The organism is Roseomonas sp. FDAARGOS_362, from assembly GCF_002754815.1.
In the GTDB taxonomy this organism is placed as follows: Bacteria; Pseudomonadota; Alphaproteobacteria; order Acetobacterales; family Acetobacteraceae; genus Roseomonas; species Roseomonas mucosa.
In genome coordinates, this window is record NZ_CP024588.1 from 806,903 (window position 1) to 825,195 (window position 18,293).

Below are 18,293 nucleotides of genomic sequence, written 5' to 3' on the forward strand. Positions count from 1 at the left end.
AGGAAAGGCATGAAGCTGGCTCGGCAGCGGCGTTCAGAATGGGGCGAAAACGGGGCAGCCCCCGCCGCATTTTCCGCGATGCCCTGCCCGCTGGAATCCGGGGTGTGGGCCGCCTAGCCTCATGGCTCCGGCGGCAAAAGGGATTCGGGGCCATGCGACGCAGAAGTTTCCTGGCGGCGGGCGCCCTGGGCATGGCGGCGCCGGCATTGCCGGTTTCCCCACTCTCCGGCCCGGCCCTGGCACAAAATGCCCGGGTCCTCCGCTTCGTGCCGGAAAGCAACCTGGCCAATGCCGACCCGGTCTGGACCACGACCACCATCGCCCGGAACCACGGGCTGATGATCTGGGACATGCTCTATGCCCGCGACGCCGGCTTCGTGCCGCGGCCGCAGATGGTGGCGGGGCACGAGCTTTCCGGCGACCATCTCACCTGGCGCTTCACCCTGCGGGACGGGCTGCTCTTCCATGACGGGGAGCCGGTGCGGGCGGTGGATTGCGTCACCAGCATCAACCGCTGGGCGAAGCGCCGCCCGCTGGGCCAGAAGTTGCTGGAGCTGACGGAAGAGATGAAGGCGCTGGACGACCGGCGCTTCGAGATCCGGCTGAAGCACCCCTTCGCCCTGATGACCCATGCCTTCGCCGACAGTTGCTTCGTCATGCCGGAGCGGATCGCGAGGACCGATCCCTTCCAGCAGATCACCGAGTATGTCGGCAGCGGCCCCTATCGCTTCCTGCGCGACGAATGGGTCTCCGGCGACCGCGCCGTCTATGCGCGCTTCGACCGCTACCAGCCGCGCCAGGAGCCGCCGAGCTACCTCGCCGGCGGCAAGGTGGTGCATTTCGACCGGGTGGAATGGCGGGTCATGCCCGACAGCGCCACCGCCTCCTCGGCCCTGCAGAATGGCGAGGTGGACTGGGTGCAGGTGCCGCAGTTCGACCTGCTGCCCATGCTGCGCGGCTCGCGCGGGGTGAAGGTCGCGGTGAACGACCGGGTGGGAGTGATGGGGATGCTGGCGCTGAACCACCTGCACCCGCCTTTCGACAACCCGAAGCTGCTGCGCGCCATCCTCTCGGTGCTGGATCAGCGGGACTTCATGACCGCCGCGCTGGGGGAAGAAAAGGAGCTCTTCCAGGTCCCCTGCGGCGTCTTCACCCCCGGCCTGCCCATGGCCAACGATGCGGGGATGGAGGTGCTGGCCGGCCCGCGCGACATCGAGCGGGGGCGGAAGCTGGTGGCCGAGAGCGGCTACAAGGGCGAGCGCATCGTGCTGATGTCGCCCTCCGACTATCCCACCACCCAGACCTTCGCCCAGGTGGCGGCGGATCTGTTCAAGCGGCTCGGGCTGAACGTGGAATACACCAGCATGGACTGGGGCACGCTGGTGCAGCGACGGACGAGCAAGGAGCCGGTGGAGAAGGGGGGATGGAGCGCCTTCGCCACCACCTATGAAGGGCTGACGGTGGCCGACCCCGCCACCCATATCCCGCTGCGCGGCAACGGCGCCGGCGGCTGGTTCGGCTGGCCCACCAGCCCGCGGCTGGAGGCGCTGCGCGACCGCTGGTTCGACGCCCCGGACGAGACGGCCCAGAAACGGATCGCCCGGGAGATGCAGGCGATCGTCTTCGAGGAGGTTCCCTTCCTGCCCCTGGGCCAGCTCTTCTACCCGACCGCCTACCGCGACACCCTGCAGGACATCGTGCCCGCCAACATGCCGATCTTCTGGAATGTCCGGCGTGCCTGAGGCGGCGGGGCGGCCCTTCGCCGATACGCTGGTCGCGCTGGGGGCCAACCTGCCCGCCGCCGACGGCACCAGGCCGCTGGAGGCCTGCCGCCGCGCCGCGTCGGCGCTGGACGGAATCTGCGGCCTGCCGCTGGTGGCGCTGAGCAACTGGTGGGAAACGCCGGCCGACCCGCCGGACCCGCGCTCGCCCCCCTATGTGAACGGCGTGGCCCGGCTGCGTGGCACGGCCGACCCCCTGGCGCTGCTGCGCGCCCTGCAGGCGATCGAGGATGCGGCCGGCCGGGTCCGCCCCTATCCCAACGCCCCCCGGACGCTGGACCTGGACCTGATCGCGGTGGGCGGGACGGTCCGCGGGGCGCCGGACCCGGTGCTGCCGCATCCCCGGGCGCATCTGCGGCGCTTCGTGCTGCTGCCCCTGGCGGAGGTGGCCCCCGGCTGGCGGCATCCGGTGGAAGGACCGGTGGAGGCGCTGCTGGAGCGGCTGCCGCCCATGCCGATGCGTCGGCTCTGACCCGTCCGGGACGGTCGGCTTCCGGCAAAAGCCTTGCGGCGCGGGGGGGCGACGTCTATCTAGTTTTGTCCTCCCAAGCAGCGACTGGTTTTCGATATGGCACGCGTTACGGTTGAAGACTGCATCCTCCAGGTTCCGAACCGCTTCGAGCTTGTGCTGAAGGCGGCGCAGCGTGCTCGCAACATCAGCCGGGGCGAGGAGCTGACGCTCGACCGGGACAACGACAAGAACCCGGTCGTGGCCCTGCGCGAGATCGCCGATCAGACGGTGGACCTGGAGGCGCTGGAGCAGGACATCGTGAAGTCCCTGCTGCGCGCACCGGAGCCCGAGCCGGTGGAGGAGGAGGTCATCGACCTCATCGCCACCGACGAGAACATCTTCGGCGTCATGGACGTGAACGAGAACGAGGGCCCCGATTCCGTGGCTTCGGGCGACGACCTGAACACCGACGACATCGAGGCGGCCATCGCCGCCGAGCTGGGCGGCCGCCGCTGAGAGGCCCGGGCGTGTGCGCCGCCGGAGCCGGCTGGTTCTGGGCGGCGCACGCCCCTGACGGCACCGGCGGTACCCTGGCGGAGACCACTCCCGCCCCCGCCATGGCGGCCGGGCCGGAGGATGACGGGGCCCAGCTCGCGGCCCTGGTCGCCTCCTATGACGGGCGGGCCGACACGGCCCTGATCCGGCGGGCCTACGAGGTCGCGCGCAAGGCCCATGAGGGCCAGGCGCGCGAGAACGGCGACCCCTATATCGGCCACCCCGTGGCCGTGGCGCGGGTCCTGGCCGGCTACCGGCTGGACACCGCCTCCATCGTCACCGCCCTGCTGCACGACACGGTCGAGGATACCGGGCTGACGCTCCAGGTGCTGGAGAAGCAGTTCGGCACCGAGGTCGCCCGCCTCGTGGACGGCGTGACCAAGCTGACCCGGCTGGAGATCCAGTCCGAGCGCACCAAGCAGGCCGAGAACTTCCGCAAGCTGGTGCTGGCGATGAGCGAGGACATCCGCGTCCTCCTCGTGAAGCTGGCCGACCGGCTGCACAACGTCCGCACCCTGCATCTCGTGGTCAAGCCCGAGAAGCGGCAGCGCGTGGCGCGCGAGACGATGGAGATCTACGCGCCGCTCGCCGAGCGCATCGGCATGGACGCCCTGCGCACGGAGCTGCAGGCGATCTGCTTCCGCGAGCTGCAGCCGGACGCCTTCCAGACCATTTCCGCCCGGCTCGCCTTCCTGCGCGGCCAGGGCGCCGACCTGATCGACGAGATCGCCGCCGACCTGCGCCGCAAGCTGGCCGCGGCCGCGGTGCCGCTGATCGACGTCCAGGGGCGGGAAAAGTCGGCCTATTCCATCTGGCTGAAGATGCACGAGAAGAAGGTCGAGTTCGAGCAGCTCTCGGACATCATGGCTTTCCGCGTCATCGTGCCGGACAAGGGCCAGTGCTACGCCGCGCTGGGCGCGGTCCACTCGGCCTATCGCGTCGTGCCGGGGCGGTTCAAGGACTACATCTCCACCCCCAAGCCCAACGGCTACCAGTCGCTCCACACGGGCGTGACGGTGCCGGAACGGCGCAACGCCAAGATCGAGGTGCAGATCCGCACGCCGGAGATGCACGAGGTCGCCGAGTACGGCGTGGCGGCGCACTGGATCTACAAGCAGGGGCGGGAAGGGACCGCGGCTCCGCCGCGCCGCCGCTATCCCTGGGTCAAGGACCTGCTGGACATCCTGGAGAATGCCGGGGGCGAGGCGCAGGACTTCCTGGAGCACACCAAGCTCGCCCTGCACCAGGACCAGGTCTTCTGCTTCACGCCGAAGGGCGACCTGATCGCCCTGCCGCGCGGCGCCACGCCGGTGGACTTCGCCTACCAGGTCCACAGCGCCATCGGCGATGCCTGCGTCGGCGCCAAGATCAATGGCCAGATCAAGCCGCTGCGCCAGCGGCTGGAGAATGGCGACCAGGTCGAGATCATCACCGCCCGGGGCAATACCCCGAACCCGGCCTGGGAGCGCTTCGTCGTCACCGGCAAGGCGCGGGCCCGCATCCGCCGCTTCGTGCTGGCGCGGCAGCGGGAGGAGGCGCGCGAGAACGGCCGGGGCGCCATGGCCCGGGCCTTCCGGCAGGAGGGGCTGGACTTCTCCGAAAAGATCGTCGAGCCCGCGATCAAGGCGCTGAAGCAGCCGGGCTATGACGAGCTCTGCATTGCCGTGGGCAGCGGCAACATCCAGCCCAGGGACGTGCTGCACGCCGTCTATCCGGAGCTGCGCGGGCCAAGCCGGCAGGCGCACGAGATGCTGCCCTTCACCCAGGCGCGCGGCAAGCCCGGGGCCACGGTGCTGCCGAGCCGTCAGGCGCGGCGGCCGGAGGCGGCCTATGGCATCTCCGGCCTCGTGGCGGGCATGGCGGTCAGCTTCGCCGGCTGCTGCCACCCGGTGCCGGGGGACCGCATCGTGGGCATCGTGACCACCGGCAAGGGGGTCACGATCCACAATGCCGAGTGCTCGACCCTGACGTCCTTCGCCGCAACGCCGGAACGCTTCATCGATGTGGACTGGGACACCGCCGCGGGCTCGGTGGGACAGCACCTCGCGCGGCTGTCCATTGTCACCGCCAACGACAACGCGGCCGTGGCGGCGCTGACCATCACCATCGCCAAGCAGGACGCGAAGATCCAGTCCCTGAAGTTCCTGCACCGGGCCAGCGACTTCACGGAGCTGCGGGTGGACCTGGAGGTCCGCGACCTGCGGCACCTGTCCGGGGTCATCGCGACCCTGCGCGCCACCACCGGCATCGAGCAGGTCGAGCGCGCCAAGGGCTGACGGTCCGGGGCGCGGAGCGAGGCCGGGGGCGACGTTTCCCCGTCGCCACGCTATGACCGGAGGCATGATCATCGGCCTCGGCAACGACATCGTGGACATCCGCCGCATCGAGAAGGTGCTGGCACGGCACGGCGACCGCTTCGTGCAGCGCGTCTTCACCGAGGCCGAGCGGCGCAAGGCGGAATCGCGCACCGAGAAGCTGCGCGCCGCCACCTATGCCAAGCGCTTCGCGGCCAAGGAGGCGGCCTCCAAGGCGCTGGGCACGGGCTTCAGCCACGGCGTCTTCCACCGCGACCTGGGGGTGGTGAACCTGTCCACCGGCCAGCCCACGCTGCGGCTGACCGGCGGCGCGGCGGCGCGGCTTTCGGCCATCACGCCGCGGGGCTACGCCGCCCAGGTCAGCCTGACCATGACCGACGAATACCCTTATGCCGAGGCGATCGTGATCATCGCCGGCATCCCCGTGACCCTGGCCGCCAGCCCGGGCATCGGGTCCGGTATCGGCGGCACGCCGCACGGCCTTCCTTGACAGGCCGGAGGGCCAGGGGGTCTAACCGGCCCCCTGCGGCCCCTTCCGTGCCGCGCGAACGTGGATCCTTCCCTTGAGCAGCATGGCGAAGAACAAGGCCCAGGGCGGCTGGGTGGAGAGCCTCAAGACCATCGTCTACGCCGTGATCATCGCGGTGGGCATCCGGACGGTGGCCTTCGAGCCCTTCAACATCCCCTCCGGCAGCATGATCCCGACCCTCCAGGTCGGCGACTACCTGTTCGTGTCGAAATACGCCTATGGCTATTCGAACGCATCGCTGCCCTTCACGCCGGACCTGTTCTCCGGACGTATCCTCGGCCGCCTGCCGGCGCGCGGCGACGTGGTGGTGTTCAAGCTGCCCTCCGACGGCACGACGGACTACATCAAGCGCATCGTCGGCCTGCCGGGCGACCGCATCCGGGTGACCGGTGGCATCCTCTACGTGAACGGCCAGCCGGTGAAGCGGGACTTCGCCGGCCCGTATACCGTGACCGGCGACGGGCCGACCATGGAGGCCCGGCGCTACCTGGAAACGCTGCCGCCCAGCGCCGGCGCGCAGCCCCGGACGCACAACATCATCGAGTTCTCGGACAACGGACAGGCGGACAACACGCCGGAATACCTGGTCCCGGCCGGGCATCTCTTCGCCATGGGCGACAACCGGGACAACAGCCAGGACAGCCGCTACATGAACGCGGTCGGCTTCGTGCCGGTGGAGAACCTGGTGGGCCGCGCCGAGTTCATCTTCTTCTCCTGGGACGGTTCCGCGCCCTGGTGGCAGGTCTGGCGCTGGCCCTTCGAGGTCCGCTGGAACCGAATCTTCTCGGGGATTCGCTGACCGCCGTGAGTGACTTCGCCGACCGCCTGGGGCACCGCTTCGCCAATCCGGCCCTGCTTTCCCAGGCCCTGACCCACCGCTCCGCCGCCGACCCGCGCCGTCGGCAGCTCGACAGCAACGAGCGCCTGGAATTCCTGGGCGACCGCGTGCTCGCGCTCGCCATCGCCGAATGGTTGGCCGAGCGTTTCCCGCAGGAGCGGGAGGGCGAACTGGGCAAGCGCCTCGCCGTGCTGGTGGCCGCCGACACGCTGGCCAAGGTCGGGGAAGGGATCGGCCTGTCCGAGGCCCTGCGCATCCCCCCGGCCGAGGGCCGCACCGGGCTGCGCCAGCGCGCCACCGTGCTGGCCGACGCCACGGAGGCGCTGATCGGGGCGCTGTACCTCGATGGCGGGCTGGAGGCGGCGCAGCGCTTCGTCCGCCGCTACTGGGCCGAGCTGATGGCCGCCGACCCGACCCCGCCCATGTCCGCCAAGAGTCGCCTGCAGGAATGGACGCTGGGCCGTGGCCTGGGCCTGCCGGTGTACCGGACGGCCTCCACCACCGGTCCCTCCCACGCGCCCGTCTTCGTGATCGAGGTGCAGGCGCAGGGCCGCACCGCCGAGGGCAAGGGCGACACCAAGCGCGCCGCCGAACAGGCCGCCGCCGAGGCCTGGCTGGCCGGCCTGCCCCCGGAGGCGGGAAACACCGGCCCGGCCCCTGGCCCAGCTCCTGGCCCAGTTCCTGGCACGGTGCGGGCCCGAGAAGAAGAATCATGACCGAGAACAGGGCGGACACGCCCGAGGAACCCGTGCCGGTGGCCCGGCGGCCTGGGACCCAAGCCGGACAGCATCCCGGTCAGGCAGAAGCCCGGGAAGCGGAACAGCTCCCAGGCTCCCCGCCGGAACAGCCGCCGGAGGCGCCCCCGGGGCCGACCCGCGCCGGCATCGTCGCCGTGCTGGGCGCGCCCAATGCCGGCAAGTCCACCCTGGTGAACCGGCTGACCGGCGCCAAGGTCACCATCGTCTCGCCCAAGCCGCAGACCACGCGCTTCCGGGTGCGGGCGGTGCTGATGCACGGCCGTTCCCAGGTCGTGCTGACCGACACGCCGGGCATCTTCCGTCCCAAGCGCCGCCTCGACCGCGCCATGGTCGCCGCCGCCTGGACGGGCGCGCAGGATGCCGACATGGCGCTGCTGGTGGTGGATGCGCGGGCCGGGCTGACAGAGGCGGTGCAGGCGATCGTGGACCGGCTGCGGCGGGGCTCCCCGACACTCTGGCTGGTGCTGAACAAGACCGACCTGCTGGACACCAAGCGGCTGCTGCCGCTGACCGCCGCGCTGAACGAGCAGCTCACCTTCGCCGAGACCTTCATGGTCAGCGCCGAGACCGGCGACGGGCTGGAGCGGCTGACCGCGAAGCTGGCCGAGACCATGCCGGAGGGGCCCTGGCTCTTCCCCGAGGACGAGCTGTCCGACCTCAACGAGCGGATGCTGGCCGCCGAGATCGTGCGCGAGCAGATCCTGCGCCAGACGCATGAGGAGGTGCCGCACCACGCCACGGTGGAGACCGAGAGCTGGCAGGAGCGGCGCGACGGCAGCGTACGGGTGGACTGCACCATCTATGTCGGCCGGGCCAGCCAGAAGGCGATCCTGATCGGTGATGGCGGCGCGCGCATCAAGGAGATCGGCCGCCGGGCGCGGGAGGAGCTGACCCGCCTGCTGGAGCGCCGTGTCCACCTCTTCCTGAACGTCAAGGAGCGCCCGGGCTGGGACGAGGAGCGCGCCCGGCTACGCGCCATCGGCCTGCACGAGGAAGAGGGGTAGCCCCCTGATCGAGTGGCAGGCCCCGGCCATCGTCCTCGATGCCCGCCCCTATGGCGAGGGCGGGGCGGTGGCGGTGGTGCTGACCGAGGCGCAAGGGCGCCATGGCGGCATGGTGCATGGCGGTGCCTCCCGCGGGCAGGCGGCGGTCTGGCAGGCGGGCAACCTGATCGAGGCGCGCTGGCGGGCCCGGCTGGCCGACCAGCTCGGCAGCCTGAGCGGTGAGCTGGTCCACCCCACCGCCGCCCTGGCGCTGGAGGACCCGCTGGCGCTCGCATTGCTCTCCGCCGCCTGCGCGGTGGCTGGCGAGGCGCTGCCGGAGCGGGAGGCGCATCCGCGCCTGTTCCGGGGGCTGCTGCCCATCCTGGCGCGGCTGGGCACGCAGGAGGCAGCGGCGACGCCGGGATTGCTGCCCGACTATATCCGCTGGGAGCTGCTGCTGCTGACCGACCTGGGCTACGGGCTCGACCTGTCCCGCTGCGCCCAGACCGGGGCGACCGAGGGCCTGACCCATGTCTCGCCCCGCACCGGCCGGGCGGTCTGCGCCGAAGTCGCGGAACCCTATCGCGACCGTCTCCTGCCGCTGCCGGCCTTCCTGCGCGACGAGCAGGCGGCCTCCGGGCCGGAGGACTGGGCCGCCGGGCTGCGGCTGACCGGGCATTTCCTGGCCCGCGACGCCTTCGGCACGCGGCACCGGCCGGTCCCGGCGGCCCGGGAGATGCTCTACGACCGCGTCTCCGCCCTGGCCGCGCCGCCGGAACCGCCGCCGGAGGTTCCCCCGGACGATGTTTCGGCGTAGAACGCCAGACTGAGATCGAGAACGAAGCAAGAACGCCATCGGGCGAGAGGACTGAGCGATGCCGGATGACCTGAAGACCCTTCCGGAAGGCGGGCGCGTCAACGAGACGCGGCTGGCCGAGGCGCTGAGCGAGCGCTACCTCGCCTATGCGATGTCCACCATCGTCTCGCGCTCCCTGCCGGATGTGCGGGACGGGCTGAAGCCGGTGCACCGCCGCCTGCTCTGGGCGATGCACCAGCTCAAGCTGGACCCGGCGGGCGGCTTCAAGAAATGCGCCCGCGTGGTGGGCGACGTGATCGGCAAGTTCCACCCGCACGGCGATGCTTCGGTCTACGAGGCCCTGGTGCGGCTGGCGCAGGATTTCGCCGCCCGCTACCCGCTGGTCGAGGGGCAGGGGAATTTCGGCAATATCGACGGCGATAACGCCGCGGCCATGCGCTACACCGAATCCAAGCTCACCGAGGTGGCCAAGGCGCTGCTGGAGGGGATCGAGGAGGACTCGGTCGATTTCCGCCCGACCTATGACGGGGAGGAGCGGGAGCCGGTGGTGCTGCCGGCGGCCTTCCCGAACCTGCTGGCCAATGGCGCCAACGGCATCGCGGTCGGCATGGCGACCTCGATCCCGCCGCACAATGCGGGCGAACTCTGCGCCGCGGCGCTGGAGCTGGTGCGCAACCCGGCGGCCAGCACGGCCGACCTGGTCCGCCACGTGCCGGGGCCGGATTTCCCGACCGGTGGCGTGCTGGTGGAAAGCCCCGAGGCGATCCTGAACGCCTACGAGACCGGACGTGGCGGCTTCCGCCTGCGCGCGAAATGGGAGGTCGAGCCGCTCAAGAACGGCACTTGGCAGGTCGTGGTCACGGAGATCCCCTACCAGGTCGCCAAGTCCCGCCTGATCGAGCAGATCGCCGAGCTGCTGGAGCAGAAGAAGCTGCCCCTGCTGGCCGATGTGCGGGACGAGAGCACCGATGTGGTCCGCGTGGTGCTGGAGCCGAAGACGCGCGCCGTCGATCCCGCCATGCTGATGGAGACGCTGTTCCGCGCCACGCCGCTGGAATCGCGCATCCCGCTGAACATGAACGTGCTCGCCGCCGACCGCACCCCGCGCGTGATGGGGCTGAAGGAGGTGCTGCGCCACTGGCTGGACCACCGGGAGGTGGTGCTGGTGCGGCGTTCGCAGCACCGGCTGGCGGCGATCGAACGGCGGCTGGAGATCCTGGACGGCTATCTCGCCGTCTATCTCAACCTCGACGAGGTGATCCGCATCGTGCGCGAGGAGGACCATCCCAAGGAGGCGCTGATCCGCACCTTCTCGCTCACCGAGGTGCAGGCCGAGGCGGTGCTGAACATGCGCCTGCGCGCCCTGCGCAAGCTGGAGGAGATGGAGATCCGGCGGGAGCACAAGAAGCTCACGGCAGAAGGCAAGACGCTGCAGCGCCTGCTGTCCAGCGAGGCGGCGCGCTGGAAGCGGATCGGCGAGGAGCTGGAAGCGACGCGGGAGAAGTTCGGCTCCGGCGCGCTGGGCGACCGCCGCACCGTGCAGGCCCAGGCCCCGGCGGCGGCGCTGGTGGACGAATCCGCCTTCGTGGAGCGCGAGCCGATCACCGTCATCCTGTCCGAGAAGGGCTGGCTGCGCGCGCAGAAGGGGCACCTGCCGCCCGAGGCCGAGCTGCGCTTCAAGGAAGGCGACTCCCTGCAGCTCAGCCTGCATGCGGAGACCACGGACCGCATCGTCTTCATGGCCTCCAACGGCCGCGCCTATACCATCAAGGCCGACGCCCTCCCACGCGGCCGCGGCGATGGGCAGCCCGTGCGCCTGATGGTCGATCTGGGCAACGAGGACGAGATCATCGCCGCCTTCGTCCACAAGGAAGGGCTGCGCTTCCTGCTTGCCTCCAAGGCCGGGCGCGGCTTCATCGCCCGGGCCGAGGACCTGCTGGCCGAGAAGCGCACCGGCAAGAACGTGCTGACCGTGGAGCCGCCCGACCGCCTCTTCGTGGTCACGGATGTCGAGGGCGACAGCGTCGCGGTGATCGGCGACAACCGCAAGCTGCTGGTCTTCCCGCTGGAGCAGGTGCCGGAGATGAGCCGGGGCCGCGGCGTGACGCTGCAGGGCTACAAGGATGGCGGGCTGTCGGACGTGAAGGTCTTCCGCCGCGCCGATGGCCTTACCTGGCAGCTCGGCGGCCGCACCCGCACGGAGACGGCGCTGTCCGGCTGGGTGGGGAACCGCGCCGGTGCCGGCAAGATGCCGCCGAACGGCTTCCCCAAGAGCAATAGCTTCGACGGCTGAGGAACTTCCACCCGGCGCGGGGGCCGAAAACGCGTGCGGGCCGGGCGCGGGCCGTGTAGCATTTCTGAGATGGAATGAACGGTCCGGCCGGGGGACCGTGTTCCAGCCATGATCCAGGAGGGCCTGCATGGCCACTGCCCCGGTCCCGGTGCGCCCCGAGAACGGGCGCAAGCCGACGGTCATCCTCGCGCTCCAGGGGGGTGGCGCGCTCGGCGCCTACCAAGTCGGGGCCTATCAGGCGATGGAGGAGGCCGGCTTCGCCCCGGACTGGGTGATCGGCATCTCCATCGGCGCCTTCAACGGGGCGCTGATCGCCGGTAACGACCCCGCGGACCGGCTGGAGCGGATGGCCGCCTTCTGGCAGGCCATCTCGCGCCCCGGCACGGCCCTGGCCGGGCTGCGGGACTGCAATCCCCGCCTGTCCGGCGCGCTCAGCCATTGGGAGGCGCTGCTCCTGGGCCAGCCGGGCTTCTTCGCCCCACGCCTTCCCGGGCCCTATCTTTCGCCGCCCGGCTCCATGGCGGCCCTCAGCTTCTACGACACCGCACCACTGCGGGGGACGCTGGAGGGGCTGGTTCGCTTCGACCGCCTCGGCCCCGAGGGCGGGACGCGGCTCAGCCTGGGGGCCACGGATGTGGAAACAGGCGAGCTGGTCTTCTTCGACAGCCGCGAAAGCCGCATCACCCCCGAGCATGTCATGGCCAGCGGCGCCCTGCCGCCGGCCTTTCCGCCGCAGCGCATCGGCGGCCGCACCTACTGGGATGGCGGCTGCGTCTCCAACACACCGCTGGAGGCCATCCTGCGCAGCCCGCCGGAGGGCCATTGCGTCGTCTTCGTCATCGACCTCTGGAACCGCCAGGGGCCGGTGCCGGACAGCATGGACGGGGTGCAGTGGCGGCAGAAGGAGATCCGGTATGCCAGCCGGACCTGCCGCGGCATCCGCTCGCTGGCCGCGCGGCTGGACCTCTGCCACGCCCGGAGCCTGCTCCGCGAGGCGCGGCCCGAGTTGGCGGGGCAGGACCTGCCGGAGGAGAAGGCGCTGGCGCGGACCAGCCGGATGGACATCCTGCACGTGACCTACGACCCGGGCAGCACAGCGATCTCCGGCAGCGACGCCGAATTCTCCCGCGCCTCCATCCGGGAAAGGCATGAGGCGGGCCATGCGGAGCTCTGGGCGGCGCTGCGGCAGGCGCCCTGGACACGGCGCAAGCCGGCCGGGCTGGCCGCCATGCTGCACGAGGTCTGCCGTGGGGAGGTCAGGACCGAGGCCGGTCCCGCCGCGAACGGCCTGGCCCCGCCGCCGCTCGCCCCGCCCGCGGCCTGACGCGGCGGGGAGGGGCCAGGCGGCCCTGGCGGAAGCGACGCGGGCCTATTCCACCGGGGCCGGGGAGGCGGCGACGGGTTCGCTCTCGCCTTCGGCCTCCGCATCCGTCAGCGGGCGCCAGGTGCCGCCGGTCAGCACCTCGCTGGGGCGGAAGCGGGCCTTGTAGGCCATCTTCCGGCTCTGCGGCACCCAGTAGCCGAGATAGACATAGGGCAGGCCCAGCCGCGCCGCGTGCTCGACCAGCCAGAGGATGGTGAAGGTGCCGAGCGACCGGCGCGCCGAGTTGAGGTCGTAGAAGGAATAGACGGCCGAGAGCCCGTCCCCCAGCATGTCCGTCAGACAGGCGCCCACCAGCCGGTCCGGCGCCTCGCGGAACTCGATCACGCGGGTGGTGATCGGCGTGTCCTCCACCATGGCGCGATAGTCGTAGAAGCCCATCGAGGCCATGTCACCGTCGCCGTGGCGGCCCTGCTGGTACCGCTGGAAAAGCGCGTACTGCTCCGCCGTGGCGCGGGCGGGCGTTTCGCGGCCCTGGAGGTCGGCATTGGCGCGGCCGACCTTGCGCTGCGTGCGGTCGGGGGTGAAGTCCGCCACCCGGATGCGGATCGGGATGCAGGCGCGGCAGCCCGGGCAGACGGGCGCATAGGCGATGTTGTGGGACCGGCGGAACCCGGCGCGGGACAACCGGTCGTGCAACGCCTCGCCATCCGGCCCGGCCAGCTCGGTCACGATCTTCCGCTCCGTCCGCCCCGGCAGGTAGGGGCAGGGCAGGGGCGTGGTCGTATAGAAGAACTGCGGTCGGGTGGGGCTGCGGGAAAGCATCGTCCCTCTTATTCTCGTGATTGCGGGGCCCGGCCGCAATGCATCAATGCCGTTTCAACGTGCCGCGACGGGAGAAAGATGCAGTTTTCCCTCCACGGGCGCTTCCCGGCCCAGGCGAAGCGGATGCCCGGCCGCCCAGGCCGCGTTCAGGTCGGACCAATGCCGGGACAGGGGATTGCCCGACTGTCCGGTGGCGATCACCGCCAGCAGCCCGTCCGGCGAGGCGAGGTCCGCCACCAGCCGCAGGCCCGCCCCGTGCACATGCGCGAAATCCTCCCGGTAGCCGCCGCGGTTCACCGTCTGGTCGTCACCCGGCGTCGGCACGCTGATCCGGGTCAGGCGGGACAGCAGCGGCACGTAGCGCAGCAGCGGATGCTCGAACAGCGCCCGGTGCGCCTCGCCCCAGCGCCAGGCGGCGGGGTCCGGGCCGAAGCGCGCGGCGAGCCCGTCGCCGGCCCGGGACAGCGCCTCGGCCACCAGGGCGTCGCAGCCGCCGGGCCCGCACCAGTGCGCGGCGCCCGCCGGGGTGGTCAGCACGAAGCGGAGGAATTCCGGCTCCGCCTCCCAGCTTCCTTCCGGCACGCCGCCGGCGCGCAGGGCCAGGGCGCCGGCCTCCTGCATCCAGGCGTTGAAGATCAGCGGCTGCGGCCGGTCCGCCGCCATCTCGCCCTCCCAGCCGTCCAGCAGGTCCCGCGCCGCGCCCGCGAGGCCGGCGGGGCGGGGAATGGCGCGGAGACGGGGCAGCAGCTCGCGGGCCAGCAGGCTGACCGTGTCCTCCTGCAGCGCCACGAAATCCTCCGGCGCATGGCGCGGCCGGGCGGCCAGCGCCCCGGCGATGCGGCCGAAGCGCCAGTCGCCGAACCAGTCGCGGCCGAGAAAGACGGACGAGTCCCGCGGCTGCACCCGGTTGTTCGCATTGGCCACCGCGCCGGAGGCCGGGCGCAGCGTGTTCGGCATCTCCGCGAAGGGGATCCAGCCGGTCCAGTCATGGCTGCCGTCCCAGCCCGGCGCCGGCATGCCGCCATCGCCCGAGGCCCGGATGGGCGTGCGTCCCGCCAGGAACAGCGCCACCTCGCCCGCCGCATCCGCCACCACGACGTTCTGCGCGGGGCTGCTGATGCGCGCCACGGCCTCGCCCGCCTCCTCCAGCGTCCCGGCCCGGTTCAGCGCGTGCAGCCCGGAGGCCGCCGTGTCGCCCGGTGCCAGGCTGGCCATCTGCACCGCCAGCACCGTGCCGGGGGGCGTCTCCGGGGAATCGCCGCCCGGTGCCTCCAGATCCGACACCACCGGCCCATGGCGGGTCTCACGCACCCGCAGCACCGTGTCCGGCTGGCCCCGCACGGCGATCCGTTCCTCGCGCAGCGCGAAGGGGCGGGGGCCGTCAGGGGTCTCGTAGCCCGCCACGCCCGCGAGGCGCTCGACGAAGACATCCTGCGTGTCGGAATGGGTGGTGGTGAAGCCCCAGGCCAGCCGGTCGCTGCGGCCGATCACCACGAAGGGCACGCCGGGCGCCGTGGCCCCGGCCAGGAAGCGTCCCTCCGGCAGCTCGATCCGCGCCAGATACCACAGGATCGGCGCGCCGAAGCCGAGATGCGGATCCGAGGCCAGCAGGGCGCCCCCCGTGGCGGAGCGCCGCGCCGCCACGGCCCAGGCGTTGGAGGCGCTGTCCGGCAGGGGCGCATCGCCCGGGAATTCCGGCAGGGCGGCCAGCAGCCGCCCCAGCGCCTCCGGGCCGGGCGTGCCCGGCGCCGGCATGGCCGCGGCCACCTCGGCGCTGCCGGAGGATTCGTCGGCGGGCCAGAGCTCCCCGATCCGTTCCGGCGGCAGGCTGCGCGCCAGCCGGGCACGGGCCAGCTCCGTGCGCCAGTTGCCGGACAGGTAGAGCCCCATCAGCTTGCCCCAGAGCAGGCTGTCGGCGGGCCGCCAGGGTTCCGGCGCACCCAGCAGCAGGAATTCCGGCGCGGCGAAGCGGCCGCGTTCGGCGATCCAGGCATTCACCCCGGCGGCATAGGCCTCCAGCAGGCGCCGCGTTTCCGGCGCCTGGGCCGCGAGGTCGGTCTCGGCCCGCCCGGCGAGGCCCAGCACGCGCATGAAGCGGTCGGCCCGCAGCGCCGCCGGGCCGGCGATCGCGGCGAGGCGGCCCGAGGCGCTGCGGCGCATCAGGTCCATCTGGAACATCCGGTCACGGGCATGCAGCAGGCCCAGCGCCATGGCCGCATCCACCTCGTTCCGCGCGGCGATGCGGGGGATGCCCTGGGCATCGAAGGCCACCTCCACCGGGGCGGAAAGCCCCGGCAGCGAAAGCCCCGCCTCGCGCGCCGGCAGCGTCCACCACAGGCATCCCGCCAGCGCGGCGAGGGCCAGCACCACGAGCAGGGCCAGGACCGCGAGGGCGGCGCGCAGCGGGCGGCGCGGCGGGCGGTGGCGGGGATGGTGCGGGTGGCGCATGCCCGCGCAGTATGGGCGCGGACGGCGCGGGCGCCAGGGGTCCCAGCCATGGTCAAGCCAGGGGCGGCGGGCGGCGCGGGGGTGCGGCCCCTTCCGGCCCTGGACGGAACGTGATCGGAAAGCGGGGCGGGGCGTGAAAGCATCCGCCCGCGACAGCCCTGGCACGACTCGGAACGGGAGACGCCTTCGCATGACCACCCCAGAAAGGGTCTGGGCGGAACCGCCCCGCACCGGGGCCTATCGCTGCCGCTTCAACCCCTTCGCCGCGACGCTGCGCTGGACCGAATGGGGCCCGCTGGACGGCGACCCGGTGATCTGCGTGCACGGCCTGACCCGCACCGGCCGGGACTTCGACGTGCTGGCCCGCCTGCTGGCCGGGCAGGGCCGGCGGGTGATCTGCCCCGATATCTTCGGGCGCGGCATCAGCGACTGGCTGGTCGAGGGCGCGCTCTACAGCGTGCCGACCTATGTGACCGGCCTGGCGCCGATGCTGGCCTCGCTGGAGCGGCCCTATGACTGGGTCGGCACCTCCATGGGCGGACTGATCGGCATGTCGGTGGCGGCGCTGCCGGGCAACCGGCTGCGGCGCCTGGTGCTGAACGACGTGGGCGCCTTCATCCCGGCGGAGGCGCTGTCGCATATCGGCGCCTATATGGCGGAGGCGCTGAGCTTTCCCGACCTGCCGGCGCTGGAGCGGCACCTGCGCGCGATCCATGCCGGCTTCGGCCGGCTCACGGACGCGCAGTGGCGTCACCTCGCGGAAACCAGCGCGCGGGCGACGGTCGATGGGCGGCTGGTGCTGCACTACGATCCGGCGATCGGCGAGCCGATGCGGCTCTCGCCCGCCGCCGATGTCGACCTCTGGGCGCTCTGGCGGATGCTGGACCTGCCGGTGCTGCTGCTGCGCGGCGAGGACAGCCCGCTGCTGCTGCCGGAGACGGCCGCGCGGATGCTGGAACGGCCCGGCACCGAACTGGCGGTGATCCCGGGCTGCGGCCACGCGCCGGCCCTGATGAGCCTGTCCCAGACCTCCCTCGTGGCCCGCTTCCTGGCGCGCGAGCGGGATGCACACGCGGAGGTTACGCCGTGACGAAACGTATCAGCCATGCGCGACCGGCAGGAACCGTGCCCGCGCCCCCGGCGTTCCCGGACCGTCTTCCCGGCTCATGCAGCCGGGTCCGGTAACCTGAGGAAACCTGCCCGATGACACCGCTTTCCCGCCGATCCGCCCTGTTCCTGGGCCTCGGGATGCCCGCCCTGCTCTCGGCCTGCGCCAGCACCTCCGCCCCGCCCGCCGGCCCGGCCGATCCCACGGGGCTGGCGGACCCCGAGATGAAGGCGCTGCTGGAGAGCCTCGCCTCGCTGAACCCGAAGCCGGTGGAGACCCTGTCGCCGCTGGAGGCGCGGCTGCAGCCCGGCCTGTCCGACGCGGTGAAGCGGCTGCTGCTCCAGAACGGCAAGTCCACCGACCCGCGCCCGCTGCCGCTGGTGCGCGACATCTCCATCCCCGGCCCGGGCGGCGCGCTGCCGGCCCGCGTCTACAGCTCGGCCCAGCTCCCCGAGCGCCGGGGACAGAAGCCGCTGCCGCTGATCGTCTATTTCCATGGCGGCGGCTGGGTGCTGGCGGACCTCGACACCTATGACAGCTCCTGCCGCGCCCTCTCGGCCGACGCGAACGCCGTGGTGGTCTCGGTGGACTACCGCAAGGCGCCGGAGAACAAGTTCCCGGCGGCGCATGACGACGCCTATGCCGCCTATGTCTGGGCGGTGCGCAACGCCACCGTGCTGGGCGCCGATCCGAACAAGGTCGCCATCGTGGGCGAGAGCGCGGGCGGCAACCTCGCCTTGGCCACGGCGCTCGCGGCCCATGCCGGCAATGCGCCGAAGCCGATGGCCGTGGGCGCCATCTATCCGGTCGCGGGCACCGACCAGACGCCGTCCTACAAGCAGTTCGCCAATGCCAAGCCGCTCGGCACCCCGGCGCTGCTCTGGTTCCTGGGGCAGTACACCAATGGCGGATCGGACCTGCAGGACCCGCGCCTGAACATCTACGGCAAGGCGGACCTGCGCGGCCTGCCGCGGACCATCATCGTCAACGCCCAGATCGACCCGCTGGCCGATGACGGCGCCCGGCTGGAGGAAGCGATGCGCCGGGCCGGCGCGCCGGTGGAACGGCAGGTCTATCCCGGCGTGACGCACGAGTTCTTCGGCGCCGATGCCGTGCTGTCCAAGGCCAGGGAGGCGCAGACCTACCTGGCCGGGCGGCTGCGCGAGATCTTCCTCGATACCCCGGCGCCCGCCGCCCCGCCGGCCCCGCGCGGCCGCATCCGCCCGGTGCCGCCGCAGCACCGCTGAGGACACCGCCCGGGGGAGGATTCT

General features: G+C 71.9%; 15 protein-coding genes. 13 read left to right on the forward strand and 2 right to left on the reverse strand.

Annotated elements, in window-relative coordinates:
- Nucleotides 1-152 precede the first annotated feature (152 nt).
- The 11 genes from CTJ15_RS08560 to CTJ15_RS08610 all read left to right on the forward strand — a co-directional run bounded on the left by CTJ15_RS08560 (nt 153) and on the right by CTJ15_RS08610 (nt 12,644).
- A complete protein-coding gene (locus tag CTJ15_RS08560; protein WP_099781482.1) occupies nt 153-1,742 on the forward strand; it encodes an ABC transporter substrate-binding protein in 1,590 nt (529 codons plus the stop codon).
- Complete coding sequence (gene folK, locus CTJ15_RS08565; RefSeq protein ID WP_099781483.1) at nt 1,726-2,253, forward strand: 2-amino-4-hydroxy-6-hydroxymethyldihydropteridine diphosphokinase; 528 nt, start codon at nt 1,726-1,728, stop codon at nt 2,251-2,253. Before CTJ15_RS08560 ends, folK begins: the two co-directional genes overlap by 17 nt.
- A 96-nt stretch (nt 2,254-2,349) precedes the next feature.
- Nucleotides 2,350-2,748: a DNA-directed RNA polymerase subunit omega gene (rpoZ, locus tag CTJ15_RS08570; protein ID WP_099781484.1), complete on the forward strand. Its 399-nt coding sequence runs from the start codon at nt 2,350-2,352 to the stop codon at nt 2,746-2,748.
- An 11-nt stretch (nt 2,749-2,759) separates the two neighbouring features.
- On the forward strand, nt 2,760-5,063 hold the full coding sequence (locus CTJ15_RS08575; RefSeq protein WP_058390028.1) for a bifunctional (p)ppGpp synthetase/guanosine-3',5'-bis(diphosphate) 3'-pyrophosphohydrolase: 2,304 nt from the start codon (nt 2,760-2,762) through the stop codon (nt 5,061-5,063).
- A gap of 64 nt (nt 5,064-5,127) precedes the next feature.
- Complete coding sequence (acpS, locus tag CTJ15_RS08580) at nt 5,128-5,592, forward strand: holo-ACP synthase (RefSeq protein WP_019460285.1); 465 nt, start codon at nt 5,128-5,130, stop codon at nt 5,590-5,592.
- A gap of 82 nt (nt 5,593-5,674) precedes the next feature.
- Entirely contained in the window at nt 5,675-6,430 is a 756-nt protein-coding gene (gene lepB, locus CTJ15_RS08585; protein WP_019460284.1) for a signal peptidase I, read from the forward strand.
- Between the two features lie 5 nt (nt 6,431-6,435).
- The gene (gene rnc / locus CTJ15_RS08590) at nt 6,436-7,185 is read left to right on the forward strand and encodes a ribonuclease III (RefSeq protein ID WP_075821924.1); all 750 of its coding nucleotides are present in this window, start codon (nt 6,436-6,438) and stop codon (nt 7,183-7,185) included.
- Nucleotides 7,182-8,231 carry a GTPase Era gene (era, locus tag CTJ15_RS08595; protein ID WP_019460282.1) on the forward strand — a complete coding sequence of 350 codons (1,050 nt, stop codon included), beginning with the start codon at nt 7,182-7,184 and terminating at the stop codon, nt 8,229-8,231. The genes rnc and era overlap by 4 nt, the downstream gene beginning before the upstream one ends.
- A gap of 7 nt (nt 8,232-8,238) precedes the next feature.
- A complete protein-coding gene (gene recO / locus CTJ15_RS08600; RefSeq protein ID WP_075821925.1) occupies nt 8,239-9,027 on the forward strand; it encodes a DNA repair protein RecO in 789 nt (262 codons plus the stop codon).
- A gap of 58 nt (nt 9,028-9,085) precedes the next feature.
- Nucleotides 9,086-11,320: a DNA topoisomerase IV subunit A gene (gene parC, locus CTJ15_RS08605; protein WP_075821926.1), complete on the forward strand. Its 2,235-nt coding sequence runs from the start codon at nt 9,086-9,088 to the stop codon at nt 11,318-11,320.
- Between the two features lie 127 nt (nt 11,321-11,447).
- Nucleotides 11,448-12,644 carry a patatin-like phospholipase family protein gene (locus tag CTJ15_RS08610; RefSeq protein WP_058390026.1) on the forward strand — a complete coding sequence of 399 codons (1,197 nt, stop codon included), beginning with the start codon at nt 11,448-11,450 and terminating at the stop codon, nt 12,642-12,644.
- Between the two features lie 45 nt (nt 12,645-12,689).
- Here CTJ15_RS08610 and CTJ15_RS08615 read toward each other — a convergent pair whose 3' ends face one another.
- Nucleotides 12,690-13,466, reverse strand: coding sequence for an arginyltransferase (locus tag CTJ15_RS08615; protein WP_058390025.1), 777 nt, complete (start codon nt 13,464-13,466; stop codon nt 12,690-12,692).
- A 54-nt stretch (nt 13,467-13,520) separates the two neighbouring features.
- Complete coding sequence (locus CTJ15_RS08620; RefSeq protein ID WP_099781485.1) at nt 13,521-15,914, reverse strand: penicillin acylase family protein; 2,394 nt, start codon at nt 15,912-15,914, stop codon at nt 13,521-13,523.
- 190 nt (nt 15,915-16,104) lie between these two features.
- On the opposite strand from CTJ15_RS08620, the gene CTJ15_RS08625 reads away from it, so the two are divergent.
- Together CTJ15_RS08625 and CTJ15_RS08630 are read left to right on the forward strand one after the other, a co-directional pair.
- Nucleotides 16,105-17,004 carry an alpha/beta fold hydrolase gene (locus tag CTJ15_RS08625; protein WP_019460276.1) on the forward strand — a complete coding sequence of 300 codons (900 nt, stop codon included), beginning with the start codon at nt 16,105-16,107 and terminating at the stop codon, nt 17,002-17,004.
- A 113-nt stretch (nt 17,005-17,117) separates the two neighbouring features.
- Entirely contained in the window at nt 17,118-18,269 is a 1,152-nt protein-coding gene (locus tag CTJ15_RS08630; protein ID WP_019460275.1) for an alpha/beta hydrolase, read from the forward strand.
- Nucleotides 18,270-18,293: the final 24 nt, after the last annotated feature.

Coding starts and splice junctions, on each gene's coding strand:
- CTJ15_RS08560 (WP_099781482.1), top strand. CDS start 153: ATGCGACGCAGAAGTTTCCTGGCGGCGGGCGCCCTGGGCATGGCGGCG.
- folK (WP_099781483.1), top strand. CDS start 1,726: ATGTCCGGCGTGCCTGAGGCGGCGGGGCGGCCCTTCGCCGATACGCTG.
- rpoZ (WP_099781484.1), top strand. CDS start 2,350: ATGGCACGCGTTACGGTTGAAGACTGCATCCTCCAGGTTCCGAACCGC.
- acpS (WP_019460285.1), top strand. CDS start 5,128: ATGATCATCGGCCTCGGCAACGACATCGTGGACATCCGCCGCATCGAG.
- lepB (WP_019460284.1), top strand. CDS start 5,675: ATGGCGAAGAACAAGGCCCAGGGCGGCTGGGTGGAGAGCCTCAAGACC.
- era (WP_019460282.1), top strand. CDS start 7,182: ATGACCGAGAACAGGGCGGACACGCCCGAGGAACCCGTGCCGGTGGCC.
- parC (WP_075821926.1), top strand. CDS start 9,086: ATGCCGGATGACCTGAAGACCCTTCCGGAAGGCGGGCGCGTCAACGAG.
- CTJ15_RS08610 (WP_058390026.1), top strand. CDS start 11,448: ATGGCCACTGCCCCGGTCCCGGTGCGCCCCGAGAACGGGCGCAAGCCG.
- CTJ15_RS08615 (WP_058390025.1), bottom strand. CDS start 13,466: ATGCTTTCCCGCAGCCCCACCCGACCGCAGTTCTTCTATACGACCACG.
- CTJ15_RS08620 (WP_099781485.1), bottom strand. CDS start 15,914: ATGCGCCACCCGCACCATCCCCGCCACCGCCCGCCGCGCCGCCCGCTG.
- CTJ15_RS08625 (WP_019460276.1), top strand. CDS start 16,105: ATGACCACCCCAGAAAGGGTCTGGGCGGAACCGCCCCGCACCGGGGCC.
- CTJ15_RS08630 (WP_019460275.1), top strand. CDS start 17,118: ATGACACCGCTTTCCCGCCGATCCGCCCTGTTCCTGGGCCTCGGGATG.